At 70.3% G+C, this 18,788-nt stretch carries 17 protein-coding genes; 9 read left to right on the top strand and 8 right to left on the bottom strand.

All coding sequences use genetic code 11. The features are described from left to right. Positions 1-320: 320 nt before the first annotated feature. Positions 321-1,232, top strand: a complete 912-nt coding sequence (locus AB0J88_RS15310; RefSeq protein WP_364361061.1) for a hypothetical protein — start codon at positions 321-323, stop codon at positions 1,230-1,232. 359 nt (positions 1,233-1,591) lie between these two features. On the opposite strand, the gene AB0J88_RS15305 is transcribed toward AB0J88_RS15310, so the two are convergent. After that, a complete protein-coding gene (locus AB0J88_RS15305) occupies positions 1,592-2,515 on the bottom strand; it encodes a replication-relaxation family protein (protein ID WP_364361059.1) in 924 nt (307 codons plus the stop codon). 578 nt (positions 2,516-3,093) lie between these two features. On the opposite strand from AB0J88_RS15305, the gene AB0J88_RS15300 reads away from it, so the two are divergent. Next, entirely contained in the window at positions 3,094-3,564 is a 471-nt protein-coding gene (locus AB0J88_RS15300; protein ID WP_364361058.1) for a hypothetical protein, read from the top strand. Between the two features lie 209 nt (positions 3,565-3,773). Here AB0J88_RS15300 and AB0J88_RS15295 read toward each other — a convergent pair whose 3' ends face one another. From AB0J88_RS15295 to AB0J88_RS15275, 5 genes are read right to left on the bottom strand one after another with little or no spacing between them, the layout of a single operon-like run. Then, positions 3,774-6,296, bottom strand: a complete 2,523-nt coding sequence (locus AB0J88_RS15295) for a DUF87 domain-containing protein (RefSeq protein ID WP_364361056.1) — start codon at positions 6,294-6,296, stop codon at positions 3,774-3,776. Continuing rightward, positions 6,293-8,092: a DUF87 domain-containing protein gene (locus AB0J88_RS15290; protein WP_364361054.1), complete on the bottom strand. Its 1,800-nt coding sequence runs from the start codon at positions 8,090-8,092 to the stop codon at positions 6,293-6,295. The genes AB0J88_RS15295 and AB0J88_RS15290 overlap by 4 nt, the downstream gene beginning before the upstream one ends. Further along, on the bottom strand, positions 8,089-8,994 hold the full coding sequence (locus AB0J88_RS15285; protein ID WP_364361131.1) for a PrgI family protein: 906 nt from the start codon (positions 8,992-8,994) through the stop codon (positions 8,089-8,091). The genes AB0J88_RS15290 and AB0J88_RS15285 overlap by 4 nt, the downstream gene beginning before the upstream one ends. A 44-nt stretch (positions 8,995-9,038) precedes the next feature. After that, a complete protein-coding gene (locus AB0J88_RS15280; RefSeq protein ID WP_364361052.1) occupies positions 9,039-9,980 on the bottom strand; it encodes a hypothetical protein in 942 nt (313 codons plus the stop codon). Between the two features lies 1 nt (position 9,981). Further along, complete coding sequence (locus AB0J88_RS15275) at positions 9,982-10,269, bottom strand: pilin (protein WP_364361129.1); 288 nt, start codon at positions 10,267-10,269, stop codon at positions 9,982-9,984. A gap of 610 nt (positions 10,270-10,879) precedes the next feature. On the opposite strand from AB0J88_RS15275, the gene AB0J88_RS15270 reads away from it, so the two are divergent. From AB0J88_RS15270 to AB0J88_RS15260, 3 genes are read left to right on the top strand one after another with little or no spacing between them, the layout of a single operon-like run. Next, complete coding sequence (locus AB0J88_RS15270; protein WP_364361050.1) at positions 10,880-11,188, top strand: hypothetical protein; 309 nt, start codon at positions 10,880-10,882, stop codon at positions 11,186-11,188. Then, positions 11,185-12,264 carry a hypothetical protein gene (locus AB0J88_RS15265; protein WP_364361048.1) on the top strand — a complete coding sequence of 360 codons (1,080 nt, stop codon included), beginning with the start codon at positions 11,185-11,187 and terminating at the stop codon, positions 12,262-12,264. Before AB0J88_RS15270 ends, AB0J88_RS15265 begins: the two co-directional genes overlap by 4 nt. Then, positions 12,264-12,533 carry a hypothetical protein gene (locus AB0J88_RS15260; protein ID WP_364361046.1) on the top strand — a complete coding sequence of 90 codons (270 nt, stop codon included), beginning with the start codon at positions 12,264-12,266 and terminating at the stop codon, positions 12,531-12,533. The genes AB0J88_RS15265 and AB0J88_RS15260 overlap by 1 nt, the downstream gene beginning before the upstream one ends. A gap of 204 nt (positions 12,534-12,737) precedes the next feature. On the opposite strand, the gene AB0J88_RS15255 is transcribed toward AB0J88_RS15260, so the two are convergent. Both AB0J88_RS15255 and AB0J88_RS15250 read right to left on the bottom strand, forming a co-directional pair. Beyond that, positions 12,738-13,328, bottom strand: coding sequence for a hypothetical protein (locus AB0J88_RS15255; protein ID WP_364361044.1), 591 nt, complete (start codon positions 13,326-13,328; stop codon positions 12,738-12,740). A 298-nt stretch (positions 13,329-13,626) separates the two neighbouring features. Then, positions 13,627-14,580, bottom strand: coding sequence for a hypothetical protein (locus AB0J88_RS15250; protein WP_364361042.1), 954 nt, complete (start codon positions 14,578-14,580; stop codon positions 13,627-13,629). A gap of 552 nt (positions 14,581-15,132) precedes the next feature. Between AB0J88_RS15250 and AB0J88_RS15245 the strand changes: the two genes are divergently transcribed. The 4 genes from AB0J88_RS15245 to AB0J88_RS15230 are packed head-to-tail and all read left to right on the top strand — an operon-like array spanning position 15,133 to position 18,778. Then, entirely contained in the window at positions 15,133-16,068 is a 936-nt protein-coding gene (locus AB0J88_RS15245; protein ID WP_364361040.1) for a hypothetical protein, read from the top strand. Then, the gene (locus AB0J88_RS15240; RefSeq protein WP_364361038.1) at positions 16,061-16,936 is read left to right on the top strand and encodes a DNA methyltransferase; all 876 of its coding nucleotides are present in this window, start codon (positions 16,061-16,063) and stop codon (positions 16,934-16,936) included. The genes AB0J88_RS15245 and AB0J88_RS15240 overlap by 8 nt, the downstream gene beginning before the upstream one ends. A gap of 28 nt (positions 16,937-16,964) precedes the next feature. Further along, positions 16,965-17,306, top strand: coding sequence for a helix-turn-helix domain-containing protein (locus tag AB0J88_RS15235; RefSeq protein ID WP_364361036.1), 342 nt, complete (start codon positions 16,965-16,967; stop codon positions 17,304-17,306). A gap of 8 nt (positions 17,307-17,314) precedes the next feature. Next, positions 17,315-18,778, top strand: a complete 1,464-nt coding sequence (locus tag AB0J88_RS15230; protein WP_364361034.1) for a tyrosine-type recombinase/integrase — start codon at positions 17,315-17,317, stop codon at positions 18,776-18,778. The last annotated feature ends 10 nt before the right edge of the window (positions 18,779-18,788 follow it).

Here is an 18,788-nt window from a genome sequence, read left to right as displayed (position 1 = left end):
CCACGTCCCGGCACGAACACCGCTGGTGGGAGCCCTTCCGCGCGGCGATGTGGCAGGTACCGGTTGACGAGCCACCGAACGAACAGGTAAACGAGCACCTCGGGGTGTCGCAGCACTTCGTCGACGCTAACGACAGCGCAGGCATTGAGTGCTTCCAGACTGATGCCCAGAAGGCGCACCCCGAGCGAGGTACGCGTTCGGCGGCACGATCGTGCACCGCCAGACTGAGCGACTCTTGAGCAGAGGCCTGGCTGGTTCCAGGACAACCACACGGGCGTGGACGACCTGGACAGAAGGGCCTGCCGTACGAGCTGACCACATTGGGCGATCACGGCAAGCACTACAACAACGGCGGCGATACAAGACCTGCGATGATGTCTTCTGTGAGCTCCCCCGGGACTGACCCACAACGTGAGCAGCTACGGGTCCGGGCCGTCAGCAAGATAGCCGTTGACCCGGCCCAGTACCAGCAGCTCCACGACGTTGATGAGACGGACGCCGATTTCTCGGGTCGCACCTTGAGCGGTTTGTCGATCGCCGGGTCTCGGTTTCGTCGTTGCCGGTTCGACGGGTTGCGTGCTGGCACGTTGTCGTTCGGCGGCGGTATGACCGTCTCGGAGTACGTGGAGTGCTCGTTCGACGGGCTCCGAGCCACCAATCCGATCGGTGGCTTCAGCCGGTTCGTTCGCTGCTCGTTCCGCGATGTGGACATCAAAGGCTGGAGCACGGATTACCTCGAGCTCGTCGACTGTCGCTTCAGTGGCAGGATCCGCTCGACGGTCTTCTTCGGCAGTCGTCTGCCGGCGGCCAAAGGGATGTACGAGTCGATGCTGCGGTTCTTGGAACGGGAGGGGCGGCAGCAACCACCGGGATACCGGGAGCTGATGCTCCGCCCGACCAACGAGTTCCGCGGTAACGACTTCAGCGAGGCACACCTCCTCGACGTCGCATGGCATGGTGTCGACCTGAGCATCCAGACGCTGCCTAAAGGCCCGGACTACCTCTACATTCCCGACGCGGTCGACACGCTCGAGCGAGCTCAGCGACTCCTGGCCGAGCAGCCGCCGGGAGCTGATACCGCTTGGGCACAACACTTCTACCGCGACGTGCTCGGCGCGCGGATCGCCGCCGGGCAACGCCAGCTCCTGCTTCGCGAGAAGGACTTCTCCCGCAAACGCGACAAGGCCGCGATCCTGCTGGGATTCGCTGTGCTGCGGGAGGCGAACGCATAGTCATCATTCGACGGCAACTCGATAGGTAGAGCACGATGCCGTGCTGCGAGCCGGCTGCGGGCGAAACGGTGCAGAGTCGGTGCAGATCCTCAGGTTGTGTTGCGCGGAAGGCAGGTCCGTGAAGAACGCGGGCCGCGACCTACGGCGTCGATAGCAGGTAGCGCTCGGCGAGCACGGCCAGCATGTTCCAGTCGCGGTGCGGTCGGCGATGCGCCGGTACACGGCGAGGGAGCGGAGTCGACCGGGGCTGGCGGAACTCGTGAGCTGGCGGATCCGGAGCTGGGGGACATGAGGGTTTGGGTTCCTTAGTCGTCGTAGATGTGCGGGACGACGGCGAGTCGCGCGAACGCCGGATCGAGTTATTGGTCGTAGCGGTTGGGGTTGGTCGGGGCGTGTGGTCCGTGGTCTGACGGGAGCTCGTCAAGGCGTCGTCGGCGTGCCGGAGAGGTTGAGAGCGCCCACACCGGTCCTGCCGGGTCGTCGCCGTGGACTGCTGTCGCGATCGGCATCGCCGTGGGCACACCGGCGAGGGCGGACAGGAGGTTCGCTTCTCGTGCGGGGCTCGGCAGCCACAGCAGGACCGGGTAGCGGGGACCGAACCCGGCGAGGCGTTCATAGCCGCGCAGCTTGGCGATGACCCGTGCGAGGTTCTCGGTGCCGTTGTCGTGCTCGAGGAAGAACCCGACCGTGTGGCCGCAGGCGTGCCAGACACCGTGCCCGTCCGGATGGATACCGGCCTGAGCGTAGACATCCGTGGCGTGCTGCTCCGACCACCACCGCCCCAACCGACAGCCGTCACCGTCCGGCGCGGTCGTACGGGCCGTGCGGATGAGGTCGATGAAGAACTGGTTGACACCCAACAGGTGCGCCAGCTTGCGGCTTGCGGCGATCCGCCGCGCGCGTTCCAACGAGCTGCGCGGTGCGCGGCCGTGGACACCGTCAGGGTCGTGGTACGCGGACGGGTACAGCTGGAGCCCGACCGGGCCGAGCGCATACAGGAACGGTGCCGCGCCTGGATCGGGTCCGGGAAGGGCGAAGCGGTGAACGACGCCGAGGCGGTGCAGGATCGTCAGCCGCCGCTGCGCCGTACGCAGCCCGGTGAAGAACGCGGCCGCTATCTGCGGTGTGGACAGCAGATAGTGCTCGGCGAGCAACGCCAGCAGGAGACGGTCCCGGGCAACGATACGGCGGTAGACGGCCAGCGGATCCGGTCTGCTGGACGCGGCGGGAACACGGGAGCTGGCGGTCTTCGGTCTGGGCACGGAAGGGCGGGTGGACGCCATCAGGCTGATGCTCCTTAGCGGAGGAAGAGGTCCCTCCGTACGGAGGGTGTCTGGCGAGGAAGCCAGGATCGGTCTTGTGGCTGCACGCCGACGTCCGGCATGAACGCCTCAGCAGGCCGCGGGTCGTGGCCGCTGTCGGGCAACGGGTGACGAGCCGCCCAACGACCCGGTCAACGATCATCGGATGAGGCAATCCGACGGCCGCTCGTCGAGCTCATCCGGGCGAGGCTGACTGTTCGTGCGCATCGGCCCGGCGATGAGCTCGAGGCATCGGCCATCTTGGCCGTGAGATGTGACGCCGCGAACGCGCAGCAGCTTCTGAGGCAGGCGCTCCGGGAGACGGTCGGCCCGAATGCTCGAGTGCACGGCTACAAGGGCACGAGTCCGACGTGGCGGAAATCGAACACCAGCGAGTGGCTCTGTTCGTCGGTTCGGCGCCAAATGTTCGTGACCTTGGATCCAGGCCTCACTGAGGGATTCATGTGTTCGTGAGTTTCGACCACGCGGAGATCTGACGGGATCGGCCCCGTCATGGAACTGGGATGCGTTGGAGATCCGGGGTCCGGCAGCATGACAACGTGAGCGGGTTGCGATGGGACGACGTCCAGGTTTGGTTCGATCTCGACCTGAACGGGTCGCTGCCTGATGTGCACGTGCCGGAGACGACCGCCGAGGACTGGCGACGGCTGATCGCCTTGGTGCAGGCGGAGGGTTGGCAGTGGGCGTACCTGGTCGAAGGCGAACTCAGTGAGCTTGCGGCGGTCGAGGATATGCTGAGCCGCCGCGGCGCAGGGGTCGCGTTGCATGTGTGGCCGGCGCCGGATGTTCTTGCGATCTTTTGGCCGTATGGGGCTGAGCAGATCGACTTCGATGTCGACCTTCGTGAGCTGCAGGGACAGGAGCGGTTGGATGTGCTCTGCCGGTTCTTCACCACGATCGGCCGCGGGCTGCGCAAGCCGGTGCTGATGACTCCCGAAGGGGTCGGCAACTACCCGGTCCTCGGGTATGACCCGGCAGAGGACCGGGTGGTGGTGCTGGCGAGCGAATGACCCGGAGGAGTGGCCGGCCGGAGGGCACTGACCGCTTGGGCGCGGTTCTTCTACCGGGACGTTCTCGGCGCGCGGATCGCTGGTGGGCAACGCCAGTTCCTTCTCCGTGAGAGGGACTTCGGACGTGAGCGCGACAAGGCCTCCGTCGCACGGGCCTTCGCTGTGCTGAGGGAGGCGAACGCGTGAGCCTTGTCTCGTGTAGCTCAGGGTCAGCTGGTTCGTTCAGGGTCCGAGCCCGCGCGGCGAGTTGGCGTCTGGGCAGCGGGTGTTGTCCGCTTCTCGCGGTCGAGCAGCCGGCGCGTGAGGCGCTCGACGATCGCGTCGACAGCGCTGGTGTCCTGTGCCGGTACTGCGGCCGCGGCTGCCTGCCGGATCGCGGTCGCTTCACCGACGACGGGCTTGGCGGGTCGGGTCCGCATGGTGAACGCCGGGGTTTGTCGGCCGTCGACCATGAGGCGGGCGGCGACGGTGTACCGGTCGAGGTTGGTCAGGTCGTGTTCGTCGAGCTCGGGGAGGGTGTGCCGGGCCAGGGTGCGAGCGTCCTCGGGCGAGGACGTGAAGTAGACCTTGTTGCGGGCGTTCGCGGACGCGGCCGCCAGGAGCTCGCGTGGGAACTGGGCGAGGTCCTGATGGCCCAGGGTGAGGCTGACGCGGTATTTGCGGGCCTCGGCGAGCATCGTGTCGAGGCTGTTCGCGAGGGTGAGGAAGTTCTGCGCCTCGTCGATGTACAGCGATGCGTCGCGGCGGCGGTCGGGGGCGATGGCGGCGCGGGCGGTCGCGGCCTGCCACACCTGCGCCAGGATCAGGGATCCCAGAAGCCGGGTCGTCTCTTCCCCGAGCTGTCCTTTCGGTATCCGCACCAGCAACGCCCCGCCGTCGAGGATCCGGCGCATGTCCACACTGGAGCGCGGGTACCGCATGGTGCGTTTGACGAAGTCCCGTAGTAGGAACGCGCGCAGGCGGGCCAGGACCGGGCCGATGACCTGGGAGCGTAGGGCTGGGGTGAGCTCGTCGTACCACTGCCAGAACCCGGACAGGCCGGCCGGGTCGTCCAGGTCGGCGGTCATCGCGGCCCGGAACCGCGGGGAGTTCAGTAGCGGCGGGATGTGTTGGAGGGTGACGTTGGCGTGGCGCAGCAGGGTGAGGCAGGCGACTCGCATGACGTCGTCCATCCGGGGACCCCAGGCTTTGACGAAGATGTTCCCGAAGATCGACACGAGGTTGTCGACGACGAGGTCGGGGTCGTCGCCTTCGAGGGGGTTGATGGTCGGCGGGTTCGGCTGGTCCGGGTCGAAGATGACGACGCGGTCGGCGACGGTGGCGGGGAGCCGGTCGAGGATGTCCAGGACGATGTCGCCGTGGGGGTCGATGACGACGGTGCCGCGACCTGAGCGGATGTCGTCGACGGCCATGTTGACCAACAGCGTGGTCTTTCCGGCGCCGGTGGACCCGATGACGTGCAGGTGGTAGCGGGCATCCGCGACGGACAGGCCGACGGCGTGGCCTCCCATCTCAGCGTTGCCGAGGATCTTGATGGCGCGGCCGCCCGCCGGGATTGACGGTGGGGCGGGCATGGGCTTGGCCGCGGCGCGGGCCAGGCCGGGAACGGCCAGGTCGGTGGGCAGGGCGGCGAGCGCGGCGACCTCGGCGGTGCCGGCGAGGAACCCGCCGCGGTGGGCCCGCGCGTCCAGGGCGCGGTCCGGCGTGCGCAGGCGGGTGCGGTGGGCGAGGCGGTTGGGTCCGTCGTAGGCGGCGAACGACGACGCGATCGCGTCCCCGACGCCGTGCAGTCGCCCGGCCGGGTTCGTGCTGCGGCGGGTGTCGGCGGTCGCCACGCCGTAGCGGACGGCGACGGTCCAGAGCGGCTGATGAGTTTTCTCGAGGCTGGCGCGGACGTCCCGGTCGGTGTGCGGGTCCCGGCGGCTGGTGGTGGTGCGGTGCGGTGCCGCGGCGGGCCAGATGGCGTCGAGGACCCATGCCAGGGGTGTGAGGGGGTGAGCGTGGGGTGCGCGGCCGTCACGCAGACCGGTGACGGCTCGGCGGGCCCGGCGGATCCGGCGGGCGGGGGCGGGTCGGGCGAGGACCTGGACGCAGGCGTGTTCGCCGGTGCGTAGCTGTCCTGCGGCGGAGGTCAGGGCCCGCAGCGGGTCGGTGTCGTGGTCGGTGCGCAGCGGAAGCCATTCCCCCGAGCGCAGCCGCAGCTGCCCGCCGGCGGTGTGGCTCGCGTCGGCCGGCAGGGGTGAGGTTGCCGGGCTGGTCGTGCAGGCGGCGCCGGGCCAGGCGGCGCGGATCGCGGCCTCGACGGTGCCGGGTGGGATGGTGCCGGGCACCCATGCGCTGATGACGAGCTGCCGGCCGGTCCACGTGTACTGCCAGACGAGGTGGGCGACGCCGTATCGCCGGCGGCGACGGCGCGAAGGGGTGAGGACGCCATGGACGTTGGCCCAGAACGAAGCCGCGCTGTGCGGGTCGACCTGCGGTGGCGGGGCGACGGTCACCAGGCGGGCGCCATTGGTGTGCCGGCGGTGCCGCCACCGGCCAAGCACCGCCCCGACAGCGATCGCCACCGCTGCCGCAGCGGCGGCGACGAGCAGGAGGCTGGCGGCGCGTCCCGGGGTGACCCAGTCGACGGCGTCAGCGATCCATCGCAGGTCCGGTGGCGAGATCCCCGCGTGGGGCTCGGGCGGTCCCGGAGGCGCCGGAGCGCTCGACGGTCCTGCGGGCGTGATCATGCCGCGCCCTCGCTGTCATCGGCCAGGTCGGCGGGGGTGGTGGTCGCGAGTCGGTGTTCGGTAGGGCTGGCAATGGCGTCGAAGGCGCAGCGGTGGGTGCCGGCCACGAGCAGGGCTTGGCCGGTGCGGGCGGTCAGCAGGAGTCGTTTCTCGCCGTCGGTGAGGCCGAACGCGTCGCCGACGCGGTCGATGGCCTGGGGTGCTTGCTTGAGCAGGATCTGGGTGGCGGCGTTGGACACGACCGAGGTCCCGAGTGCGCTGTCCAGGACGTCCGCGACGTCCTGGGTGGCGACGGTCAGGCCCGTGTTGCGTTTGCGGGCGGCCTTGGCCAGGGACTGCAGGAACCGGGCGCCGTGCCCGTCGCGCAGCAGCAGCCATGCCTCGTCGACGACGACGAGCCGGCGGGTCTTGAGGCGAACGGGGTCGGGGGTGTCGACGTCGCGCCAGATGGCGTCGAGGGCCAGCAGCGTCCCGGCGGTGCGGAGCTCGTCCGGTAGGTGCCGCAGCGACCACACGACCAGGTGCCCAGCGGGGCTGGTGGTGGTCGGGCCGTTGAACAGGTCGGCGTACGACCCGTCGACCCACGGTCCGAGCCGAGCGGCCAGGTCCGCGCCGGCCGGGTCTTCGGCCAGCGTGGCGGCCAGGTCGCGCAGCAGCGGTGCGGGTCGGTGGTGGGTGGCCGGGTCGGCGGTGATCCCGGCCCGCCGGTAGGTGCCCAGGATGGCCCGGTCCAGGGCGGCCCGCTCGTGCGGGGCGGGCTGCGCGGCGAGGAGAACGGCGACGAGGGTGTGCAGGAAAAGGCCACGGCGGGTCAGCACGTCCGGGCGCGGATCCGAGGCGGGCAGGTCCAGGGGGTTGATCGTGACCCCGGGCTGGCCGAGACGGATGACCGTGCCACCGACGGTGTCGGCGAGGCGCACGTACTCGTCTTCGGGGTCGATGACCGCGGCGTGGACGCCGTGGTAGAGGTTGCGGAGCAGGTCGCATTTGACGAAAAAGCTTTTCCCGGCGCCGGAGCGGGCCAGGACGATCATGTTGTGGTTGTCCTGCGCCCACCGGTCCCACCAGACGATCCCGCCGGAGTCCGGGTTCACCCCGTACAGCACCCCGCCCGCCGGTGGGTCGCCGGGCAGTGGGGCGGGCAGGTCGGGGCTGGCGAGGGGGAACGCGGCGGCGAGGGCGGCGGTGTCCATGGTGCGGCGGGCGCCGATCAGGTCGGCGCCGAGGGGCAGGGTGGTGGTCCAGCCGTGCAGGTGCCGCCACGTGGTCGGCTGCAGGTCGATGAGCGTGGACGCGGCCGCGGCTCGCACCTGGGCGCAGGCGTCGACGAGGTCGGGTTCGGTGCGGGCGTGGACGGTCAGGTAGACGCCGACGGAGAACAGGTTCGCGCGGCCTTGGGCGAGGCGTTCGGCGAGGTCGGCGGCGTCGTCGGCGGCGGCGTCCACGACCGGGTCGGGGAGTCTGCCGCGGTGGGCGTCGACGCGGCGCGACGACTCGTAGCGGGCGCGTTGGGTCCGCAGCCGGGCGGCGGCGACCGGGGCCGGTAGAGGGTCGATGTGGATGGTCAGGTCGAGGCGGCCGGGCCAGGACAGCAGAGGCTCGAGCCACGCCGGTCCGACTTCGGCGGGGTAGCCGGTGACCATGAACGTGGCAGTGTGTCCGTCACCGACCCGCACACCACGCGCGGTCACCTCGACCGTTGACGGCGCGACGGCGGCGGCGACCCGCTCGGCCCGTCGCGGATCAGAGGCGGTGGCGGCTGTGGCTGGGCGGATGAGACGGGGGAGGAGTGTCATGAGGGTCGCCTTCTGGTAGGTGGTGGTGGGGCGGCGGTGATGACGGCCTGCGGCACCGCCAGCGGAACCGGTCGGGGCGTCCGGTAGGCGTCCGCGGCTGCGGCCAGGGCGGTGGTGGCCGCCGGGCCGTCGAGCGGGCGGACGGTCACCCCGAGGCCGGACAGGGCGCGGACGGTGTCGTCCGCGCGGCGCAGCGCCGCGTGGGCGGCCGTATTGCGGGTGACGATGAGGACCTGCCGCTGGAGCGGGTCTCGGCGCTGGCCGAGGTCGGCGAGGAACGCGGCGTGGTCCCGGCAGGCGTCGGCCAGGGCAGGGTGGGTGAGCTCCCCGGCGGTGCGGGTGAGGCTGTCGGCGGCGGCGTGCAAGTCGAACGGCTGCCCGGACACGAGAATCTGTGTCCGCTCGGACAGCGAGTTCAGCCAGCGTCCGAACCCCTCGATGACAGCGGTCTGCTCGCCGGGCGTGCGCAGCGCGAGGTTGACGGTGGTCGCGGCGACGATCACCGCGCTGCCGCCGGCGACGCTGATCCGCCCGTCGTCGCCGATCGCGTCCGCCGGCAGTCGTAGGGGCGCCGGGATCGGCGTCCTCGCCGACGGTGTCGGCACGAACGCCGGGACGCGGATCGCCGTGTCGGTTGTGGACAAGGCGTGGGGTGCGCGGGCGTGGCGAACCGCGGCGAGGAGCCACCGGTCCATGGTCAGGCCGTCACGGCGGCCGACCACGGTCGCGAACACCAGAGCGCCGGCGACCAGCCCGACGGCGGCGAGCAGCAGCGGCGGAACCATGGTGTGCAGGGACCGCCAGGTGCTGTAGCCGGCCAGGGCGGCGACGGCGAGGATCGCCAGCTGCCGGAATGTCAGCCCGTAGACGACCTTGTCCGGGGCGTCGACGTCGGCCGGCATCCGCGCCCGTACCCCGTCGGTCGATGGATCACGAGCAGGGCGGGTCACGGGGTCACCGCCCGGACCGCGCGGCCGACGCCGGGCAGGGCGCGGGTGAGTTGCTGCACGACGACGACGCGCATTAGCGCACCCATCGGGTTCCTGTTCGGCCCGGCGGCCAGGACGTAGCGGCGCATCAGGTTCGGGATCTTGACGGTGATCCAGAGCAGGACCATGACGACGAACAGGTTGATGACGCCGCCGGGCTCGGCCGGCAGCCCCAAGGCGGGAAGCATGTGGGTGGGGTCGGTCAACATCCACTGCCCGGCGTAGAGGGTGAACCCCTGCGCGACCGGGACAGCGAGGGTGCCCAGGTAGGCGCGCCACCACATCCGCGCGACCGGGTCGGTTTGCGGCAGGGCATGACACGCCAGGGCCAGCGGAGCGGCCGCGGTCAGCACGAGGACGACCGCGAACCGCACGATCATCGAGAACGCGGTCGCTGCGAGCAGGACCACGATGATCGCCGCGCAGACCACGAACAGCAGCGCCGCGTCCTGCTGGTGTGCCACGGCCAGGTGGGCGCGGATACCCGCGACCGCGCCAGGACGACCGCCCGCCGTCGAGGATGGTGTGGTCAGCGCCGCGGTCAACGCGTTCGCCAGATTGATCATGGTGTGGCACCACAGCTGGCAGAAGTGGGCGGCGACGAACCCGACCACCAGGCGCGGCAGCAGGTCCTTGGCCGTGTAGCAGGAGTGGGCGTCGCCGCCGGCGATCATCGTCATCACCCCGGCAGCGACGAACGCCAGGACGTAAACAGCGTCGACGACCAGCATCGACCGGCCGGTCAGGGCCTGTACCTGCGGCAGGGTGGTGACGTCCGGGGTGACCAGCAGCACGTCGGTGATCACGGCGATCAGGGCGTCGAAGCAGGCCAGGATCGCGGTCGCGAGCCAGCCCAGGATCGAGTCCTGAATCCCGGAGACGAAGTCGGGTCCGAACATGTCAGCCCCCGACGATGCCCTGGACGATCTGCAGCAGCACCGGCGCCAGGACCGCCAGGGCGTAGCCGATCAGGGCGTTACGCAGATACATGTTGGCCCGCTCCACCTGGGCAGGGTCACCGCCGGCCAGAAGCCGGAAGACACCGCCGAGGACGGCGTAGAGCGTGGCGATCGCGGCCAGGATCCCCATGACCCAGGCCCGCAGGTTCGCGATCACCTCCGGCAACGAGTTGACCGCCAGCACCGGGTCGACAACGGCGGCAGCTGCGACCGCGGGCGCGAACGCCACCTGTACGGCGACGACCGCGGCCACCGTGCAGGCGCGGATAGCAGCGACATGCCACCGGCGACGGTGCGGTCCGCCGGCAGGTGTCGACGGGCGGCCAGCGTCGGCCGGGCGAGGCGTGGTCGGGATACGCGGGCGGACCCGCAGGGTGCGGAGCATGGGTCACCTCCCGCCCCTGGCGCCTGAAAGGGCGGCCACGGGGCGATGCGAGCAGCGGCAGGGAAGGCCGCCGCCGGGCGACACCGGCTCGGGGTGCTGGACCGTGGGGTTCCGGGGTGAGCCTGTCCTCCCTTGCGGTCGGAGGCGTCGATGAGGTGTCAGCGCATCGGATCGCGGCACCCGGAACCCGGCGGTCGTGTCACCCCGGACACGTGATGGTGCGCCGGCGGCGGACGGGAATCCCGGACCGTTCCGAGAAGTCCCGCACACCCCTATCGGCGTTTGTGAGTCCTGGCGAACACCTCGACCGCTCACACCCACTCACAACCGCTCGACCACCCAGCCAACGCGGGCTTCCCACGGCCAGGTCGACCAGGCGACGGGTGCGAGGTTGGCATGTCACGCCGGTTACTGAGGGCAGCGGTCCGGTGACTGGCGTTGCTATCGTGCCGGCATGGCGCGACGTAGGCGTGAGGTCTCGGACGAGGACCGCCGGCAGGCAATCGAGGACTACCGCGTCGAAGTCGCCCAGTTCCAATGGGTGGCCCGCCGCAACGCGCGGTGGGTCGTCGCGATCGGCTGCATGTTCTTCGGCCTGCTGGGCCTGTGGTCGCTCATCGACAGCAGCGACAACCTGGCCGGGAACATCCTCATGCTCGCCGGCGGGCTGGCCGCGGCGGCGACGTTCTTCGTCCGCAGCTGGACCGTGCTTTGGGCAGCGGTCGTGGTGACCATCGCCGGGCTGGTGTGGATTCTGCTATGAGCTTTCGGGTCGAGCCGGATGCGCTGGTCGGCTACGCGCGGCAGGTCGAACGCGCCGCCGACGACGCCAGCGAGGTTCGTACCTACTTGAACCGGTACGTTGACGCCCCGAAGGCCGGCGGTGAGGTCTTCCGCGTCGCGAAGGAAGGCCACACGCACGCGGCCGACACCATCGACCGGACACTCGTGCGGATCATCGCTCTGCTGCAGGAGTCGGCGCCGGAGCTGGACCGGGCGGCCGCGTACTACCGCCGATCCGACCGCAACGCCGCCGCGTCCCTGGACGGGTTCCTGCCCGGTGGCCAGGCGTGTCCCACCACCGCCGTGGAGATCGAGCTCGCGCAGAACCCCTGCCTGTACACCACGTTCGTCGATCCCCGCGATGTCCGCGCGCAGTTGCAGCCGCCGAGTCCGGCCGACATTCCGGCGAACCCGCTGGGGTTCATGGACCTGGTCAGCCCCAGCCACTGGGCCAACGAGGCGTTCTCGGTCGTGTTCGGGTTCAACCCGATCGGCTGGCTGCAGGAACGCCTCGTCGGGGACTGGGAAGCGTTCGCCGCGATGGCACCGGTGACCACCAACGTCGGCGACGGGCTGTCCGCGATGGCGTACAACATGCAGACCGGGGCCACGCTGCTGCATTCGGCGTGGAACGGCAACGCCGCCGACGGCGCGTTCCGGTTCTTCACCGACGCCAACAACGCCGTCTTCACCTTGCGTCCGCCGCTCGGCCAGATCAGCGCCTCCTACACGGAGATGGCCGAGGCGGTGTGGTCGATGGGCGAAGCGCTCAGCGGCGTTGTCAAGAGCATGCTGGACACCGCGATCATCATCGGGATCGCCGCAGCCGCAGGGACCGCCACCGCGTACACCGGGGTCGGCGCGTTCGTCGGCTACGCGGTCGCCGCCGGCGAGATCGCTTACCTGCTCAAGCTGCGGGGTACCGCGACTGGCCTGTACCAGGCGATCTATGCGGCCGTGCTGGCGTTTAAGGGGAAGCTGGAAGCCGAGCTAGCGAACTTGGATCAGGCCAAGCTCCCCGACCTCGGTGGCCGCTACGACCACGCGGCCATCTAGTGAGCGACCTGTCCGACATCGCCGCCGGCGACCCGCGTCGCGAGCGGTTGCTGCGTGAGTCCCTGCACCGGTTGGCCGACGGCGACAACGAGCTCCTGCGTGAGATGGCCCGTACGGTGTTGGACGGCGACGTGACGTTGCGGGAGGTCGCCGCCAGCCAGGTCTACGGAACCGCGCTCGCCGCGTCGTTCTCGACGTTCTGGTCCGCCTACGAACGGATGACACCCGAAGAGCAGGAGGCGTTGCGGGAGCACGGCGAGAACGCCTAACCGGTCAGCGACATCCCAGCGTGCTCGCGAGTCGATCACGTGGCCGCGTGGGACGCGATTTGGTCAACCTTGATCTGGCGATCACCTCGACGTCGTAGCCGCCTGCGGCGAACGGCGGCGATCCGCAGCCTCCGCAGGGCGAGCGGGGACCCACCTTCGTCGTCGCGGAGGCCGAGGTCGAAGACCGGCTCGATCAGCGGACCGCTAACTTGGTGAGCTGCCGAATGCTGGCGTGGCGTGAATGCCGGTGCCGTACTCGTATCGCAGGTTTGCTTCCTCGATCAGGCGAGCGGCCGCGGGCAGCACTGGATGTGAGTTGACTTTGTCGACGGCCAGACGGCCGATCGCACGGTTCAGCTTGCTCGAGGCGCTGGTGACCGCTTTCCAGTCCCAGGCGGCTGGATCTCCGATCCGCGGCGTGGTCGGCGCCCAGGCTGCAGCACGCTTCTCCGTGTTGTGATTCGTGTGGCTCCAGCGCAGCTCCTGTTCCCGGAAGAAGCCGCCGTAGTAGAGCTGGATGAGGCCCCACCCCTCGCAGGTATACCGGAACCCGGCGTTTGATGCGTCAGCCGCGAAGTCGATGCGTCTGGCGGTCGGTTCTGGGCCGGCCCCGGTGACGAACAGCATTAGGCGCCGCTCACCAGCTCCAACGGTCTCGTCGACATTGTGGAACTCACGCAGCTCATGGCCGGGGCGAGAGTCGGCCTGCAAGACGCGGAAGAGTCCTGAGTCGAAGACGGTGTCCAACACCGCTGACCAGTCATCGTCGACAGCGTAGAAGTCGAGGTTTGGCACCCGCTCACTATCCCAATCGATTCCTGGTCAACGTCCCGAATACTGGCTCATCTGCGGACGGGGCGTGGCGGGGGCCGATGCCACTGTCGTGCAGGTGGAGTGAGGATGCGCGGTGACCAGGGTTTTGGTCATCAATTCGGGCGCCGGCATGTTGGTGCGAGCGATGGCCGCCGAAGCGATTGCGGAATCACTGGCGCAGGCTGCCCCCGCCAAGGCCGCCCGCCGAGAAGATCATCGCCACCATCGACCAGGCCTGAGCCCACCGGTCATGGCTCGTCGAAACGAAGGGCAGATCGCGTCAACCATGGGAACAGGATGGTGCTGCTCGGCGGCGGCGTGCGCCACGGATGTGGGTCCGGCGGCGGGCCTGTGCCGCGAGTTCGGCGCGGGCCTGTGGTGACGGCGCGCCGGTGAGCATCCCGTCCGCGAGGGCTATGGCGAGGCGGGTGTCGATCCGGGTAAGCCTGCGGCGCAGGGTGTCGGGGGCCAGTCCCAGGCGGGCGGCGATGGGCTCGATCGCGCGGTGCCCTAACCGCACGTCGATGTATGGCTGCTCGTCGCAGGCGTCTATTAGCCCCAACACGACGGCGCGGCGAATCAACAAGTCGGGGTGCCCCCACGGCGGTCTGGGCGTGTGGGAGGGCAGCGAGGCTACGGCTTCGACGTCGTCGACGGTCATGAACCGGCGTTGCTGCCGGACCAGGGCTAGGCCGGCCCGCCAGGCGGCACGGCACAGCGCGCGGTGCGGCGCGGGTCCGGTCACGTCTACCCGGTCACGGAGCGCGGACAGGAACCCGGCGAGGACCTCTGCGTCCACGTCATCCGGATCGCCCGTCCAGCCCGCCCGGGTCAACTCCGCGGCGATACCGACCAGGGCCGGCAACGCGAACGCGGTCGCGGCGATCACCCACGCCGGCCCGTCGAGGCGGGCACGACCGATCAGGTCACGCCACACCGCGTCGCGGGCCGCAGGCAGTCCCGGGTGCGCGGTCAGCCATTCCCGTAGCACCGGCAGTGTCACCTGACCGGTAGGCAGTCCGAGGCGCTTGTCGAAGCGGTCACCGTCGACGGCCAACGGGTTCGGTCCGTTAGTCAATGCCGCGAACGCCGTGTCCACGCACGCGAACGGGGACGTTGGCCACCTACCCGCATCCGTGTCCGCGCCGGGGTCAATGTCTGTCAGTGGGATGTCCGGGTCGTGGCCGGGTGCGACGTCCTGCGGGGGCGTGTCGGTGATGTCGTGCGCGGTCATGTCATCTCCCAGCGACCTGGACCCGCCGCCAGGTGGCGGTGTCCGAGATGGCCAGTGGGACACGGCCCCCTCACAGGCGACTGACAGCGCCACCGTGTGAGCGCGGCCGCGGCCTCACGCCATGTCTGCGGTGGCCATCTCCCGCGCAGCGCGTTCGCCGCCGGCGCCGCATGGTGGCAGTGACCATGTACGGCCGGACACCGAGCCGGCACACACGGACACACCGCGACTCACAGCCGATGTCAGAGCGGTGTTTGGGGCCGGACAGCGATGTCATGGCGACGGACACTGCCGGCGCAGGCGCCAGGCAATCTCTGTCAGCTGTGGTGTTCCACCAGCCACGGGCAGAGGCGACCGGGTTGGCTGTCCGTGGCCCGTCACGCCGGACAGATGGGCGCCCCGGGTGCCAGCGACGCCAGGTCGTCGCGCGCGTGGGTGAGGGGCTGTGTGCCGGTGTGAGCGGCGGTGAGCGCGTGAGGTGTTCGCTGCGGCTCACAAACACCGATAGGGGAAACGTCAGCGCAACGCCCGCGGCGTGAGCCGAACCCATCTATGACCACACACCCGCCCCACCACACCCCACCCGACCAGCCGGGCGGCCCGCGCGTCGCCCCGGTCGTCGATGCCGTTCCGGGTGACCCGCCGGTTCCGATCACCGTCTGGCGGACCGCCCGCAGCAACGACGACCACGCGGCCACCATCCCCGCCCGCCTGGCAGCACGCTTAGTCGCCGCCTACAGCAGACCCGGCGACCCGGTCGTCGACCTCACCGCCGACCACGCCCTGGCGCCGTCGTGCACCGTCGGGCGGCGCCGGCACCACCGGGCCTGGTTCACCGACACCCCGAGCCTGGTCATCGGCCCGCCCTCGGTCCCGCCCGTACCACCTACCACCACGCCACGGGCCCAGGACCGCGCGAACGCGCACCGCGAGCTCTGCGACGGCGACCGGGGGCATGGTCGCAGTGTCGAGCCGGCCGAGATCCGGGACTGGTTCGGTGACGACCTCACCGACCCGCACCTGCCACCCACCCCAACCGACGACAACCCACCACCTGCCGGGGAGGTCGGGCTGTGGGGACGGACCAGCCTGGTCGTCGCCGGGTGGCCGCTGCACGCCGACCCCGCGAGCAACCGCGTCCGGCTGGCGTGGCTGCTGACCATCTGCCAGGACCTGCTGCGCGCCGGCGGCTGTCTCGTCCTGGTCGTCGCCGCCAGCGTCGACCGGCCGACGCCCGAGGACTTCACCCCGATCGTCACAGCCGCGACCGCGGCCGGGCTCGGCTACCTGCAGCACATCGTCGGGGTCGCCGCGGACCTCGACGGCGACACCTTCACCTTCCACGCCACCGACGAAGAGCTCCTCGCCCTCGCCGCCCAGGCCGGCCGGCGGTTCGCTCACCTGCGGATCCACGCCGACCTGCTCGTCCTGACCCCTCGCCCCGCCCCATCCGACGCCGCCGCCCGGGAACGAGGCGACCATGGCTGAGCGCCCCGACCGGCCGCCGCCGGCTGTGCATACGGCGGGGCTGTCGGTGTGGGCGACCGCGCAGCGGACCGGGCCCGTCCAACGCCGCGGCCGCTACCTGCCCGCGTCCACCGCCCACCCGGCGCGGATGCTGCCCGCGATCGCCGACCACGCCATCGCCGCTTACAGCCGGCCCGGTGACCTTGTCCTGGACCCGATGTGCGGGATCGGCACCACCCTCGTTGAGGCGATCCACGCCGGCCGCGACGCGATCGGTGTCGAGTACGAGTCCCGCTGGTCCGACATCGCCGACGCCAACACCGCCCACGCCCACACCCAGGGCGCGGCCGGCCGCGCCGCCGTCATCCGCGGCGACGCCACGCGCCTGCTCTCCCTCGTCCCGGCAGCCCTGACGGGGCAGGTCGCCCTGGTGGTCACCTCGCCGCCGTATGGTCCGACCGTCCACGGGCACGTGCGCCCCGCCGCAGACGGGATCGGGAAGACCGACCATCAGTACAACGACGGCGACGACCGCGGCAACCTCGCCTACCGCGACCTGACGGGCCTTGCTGACGGCTTCACTCGCATCCTGCACGGCTGCCACACCTTGCTACGCCCGGGCGGGACCGTCGTGGTCACGGCCCGACCCTGGCGCAAACACGGCGAGCTCGTCGACCTGCCCTCCGCCGTCCTCGGCGCCGGCATCCGCGCCGGCCTGACCCCCACCGAACGATGCGTCGCCCTTCTCGCGGCGATCCGCGACGGGCACCTCGTCGCGCGCCCGTCGTTCTTCCAACTCCACACCGTCCGTACCGCCCGCGCCGCCGGCACACCGATGCACCTGATCGCCCACGAAGACGTCCTGATCTTCACCAAACCCAGCCCATGACGACACGACGCGCTTGAGGAGAACATCGGTGTCCACACCAGATATGCGAAACGACCCGTCGCCGGCCGCTGGGACTGCGGTATGGACCGCGGAAGCGATCCGCGCGCTCGGCACCGTCACCACTGTCCCGGTCGCCGCGTCGATCTTCGGCCTGTCCCGATCGGTCGCCTACGACCTGGTCCGCACCGACCAGTTCCCCGTCCCGATCCTGCGGTTCGGCACCCGCTACCGCATCCCCGTCGCCGCGATCCTCGCCGCCCTGCGCATGCCCGCCGAGGCGCCGGCGCGACTTGAAATCGCGGCCGCGCCGAGCGTCGATCGAACCCACCCCACATCCGGCCGGCGGCCTGCCGGCCCTACCCCGCCGTAGGAGGCGTCGTGGCGGAAGGATCCATCTTCAAACGCTGCAACTGCCGCGACGACGACAACCGCCGCCTCGGACCCCGATGCCCGCAACTGCGGCGGCCCGGCGGTAGCTGGAGCCCGACGCATGGCCGCTGGGCCTACCAGCTCGAGCTCCCTATCCGCCCCAAGCAAGCACGCCGCCAACTGCGCCGCGGCGGATTCGACACCCGCGAAGCCGCCGCGGGCGACCGTGACCACGCCCTCACCCTGCTCGCCCTCGCTGGTGACGACGGCACCCTCGCCGCCGCCATCGGTGACCTCCTCAAAGCCGTCAAACCCGGAAAGTCGCTACCCGCCCGCGACACCGTCGCCCGCCGCGTCCGCGCCGGCGTGGCCACCACCGACACCACCGTCGGCGACTACCTGTGGAGCTGGTTCGACGGACGAACCCGGCCCGACGAAACCACGCTGCGGGCCTACGAAAGCCACATCCGCGTTCATCTCGAGCCGCATCTGGGTCACATCCCGCTGCACCAGCTACGCGGCGCCCACATCCAGGCCATGTTCGACGCGATCCGTGACCGTCACACCGCCATCAAGGAAGCCCGGGCCAGCGTCGATCCCGCCGTCCGCGCCAGCGTCAAGGGCCAACGAGCCCCGGACGTGACCACGATGCACCGCATTCGCGCCACGCTCCGCAAAGCCCTCAACGACGCGATCCACATCCATCGGATCCTCGACTTCAACCCCGCGATCGGCGTCGAGCTGCCCTCCGCGACACGACCCAAACCGAAGGTGTGGACAGGTGCGGCGATCACACGATGGCGGGCCACCGGAGAGCGGCCAAGCCCGGTCATGGTCTGGACACCCGCCCAAGCCGGCACGTTCCTCGACTACGCCCAAACCCACGACATCGTCCTCTACGCGATGTTCGCCCTCATCCTCCACCGCGGCCTGCGCCGCGGCGAAGCCGTCGGCCTGCGTAACACCGACGTCGAACTCGAGTCCGGCACGCTGACTATCGCCGAGCAGATCACCACCCTCGGCTACCAACCCATCCGCAAAACCGTCAAAAGCGACGCCGGAGACCGGATCGTCAGCACCGGCACCGCGCTCACCACCGTCCTGCGCGAGTACCGCGACATGCGCGACCGCTGGCAGCAGGTCAGTGGCCGCGACTGGCCAGACGTCGACGAGTTCTTCGTCAAACCCGACGGCACCCGCTGGCACCCCGACCTCGTCAGCGAACGCTTCGACAAACTCATCACCGCGGCTGGCCTGCCACCCATCCGCCTGCACGACCTACGCCACTGCGCCGCCACCTACGCCAAAGCCAGCGGACTCGACATGAAAGACATCCAAGAACTTCTCGGCCACGCCACCGTCAGCCTCACCAGCGACACGTACACGTCCGTGGTGCACGAGCTCGAGACCGAACGCGCCAAAGCCGACATCGCCGAATCCATCGTCCCGCGTGACCCTCCCCGCGCCGCCTAACAAAGCCGGA

The sequence above is a fragment of the Asanoa sp. NPDC049475 genome, assembly GCF_040676915.1.
In the GTDB taxonomy this organism is placed as follows: Bacteria; Actinomycetota; Actinomycetes; order Mycobacteriales; family Micromonosporaceae; genus Asanoa.
This window is presented reverse-complemented; position numbering and strand designations above follow the sequence as displayed.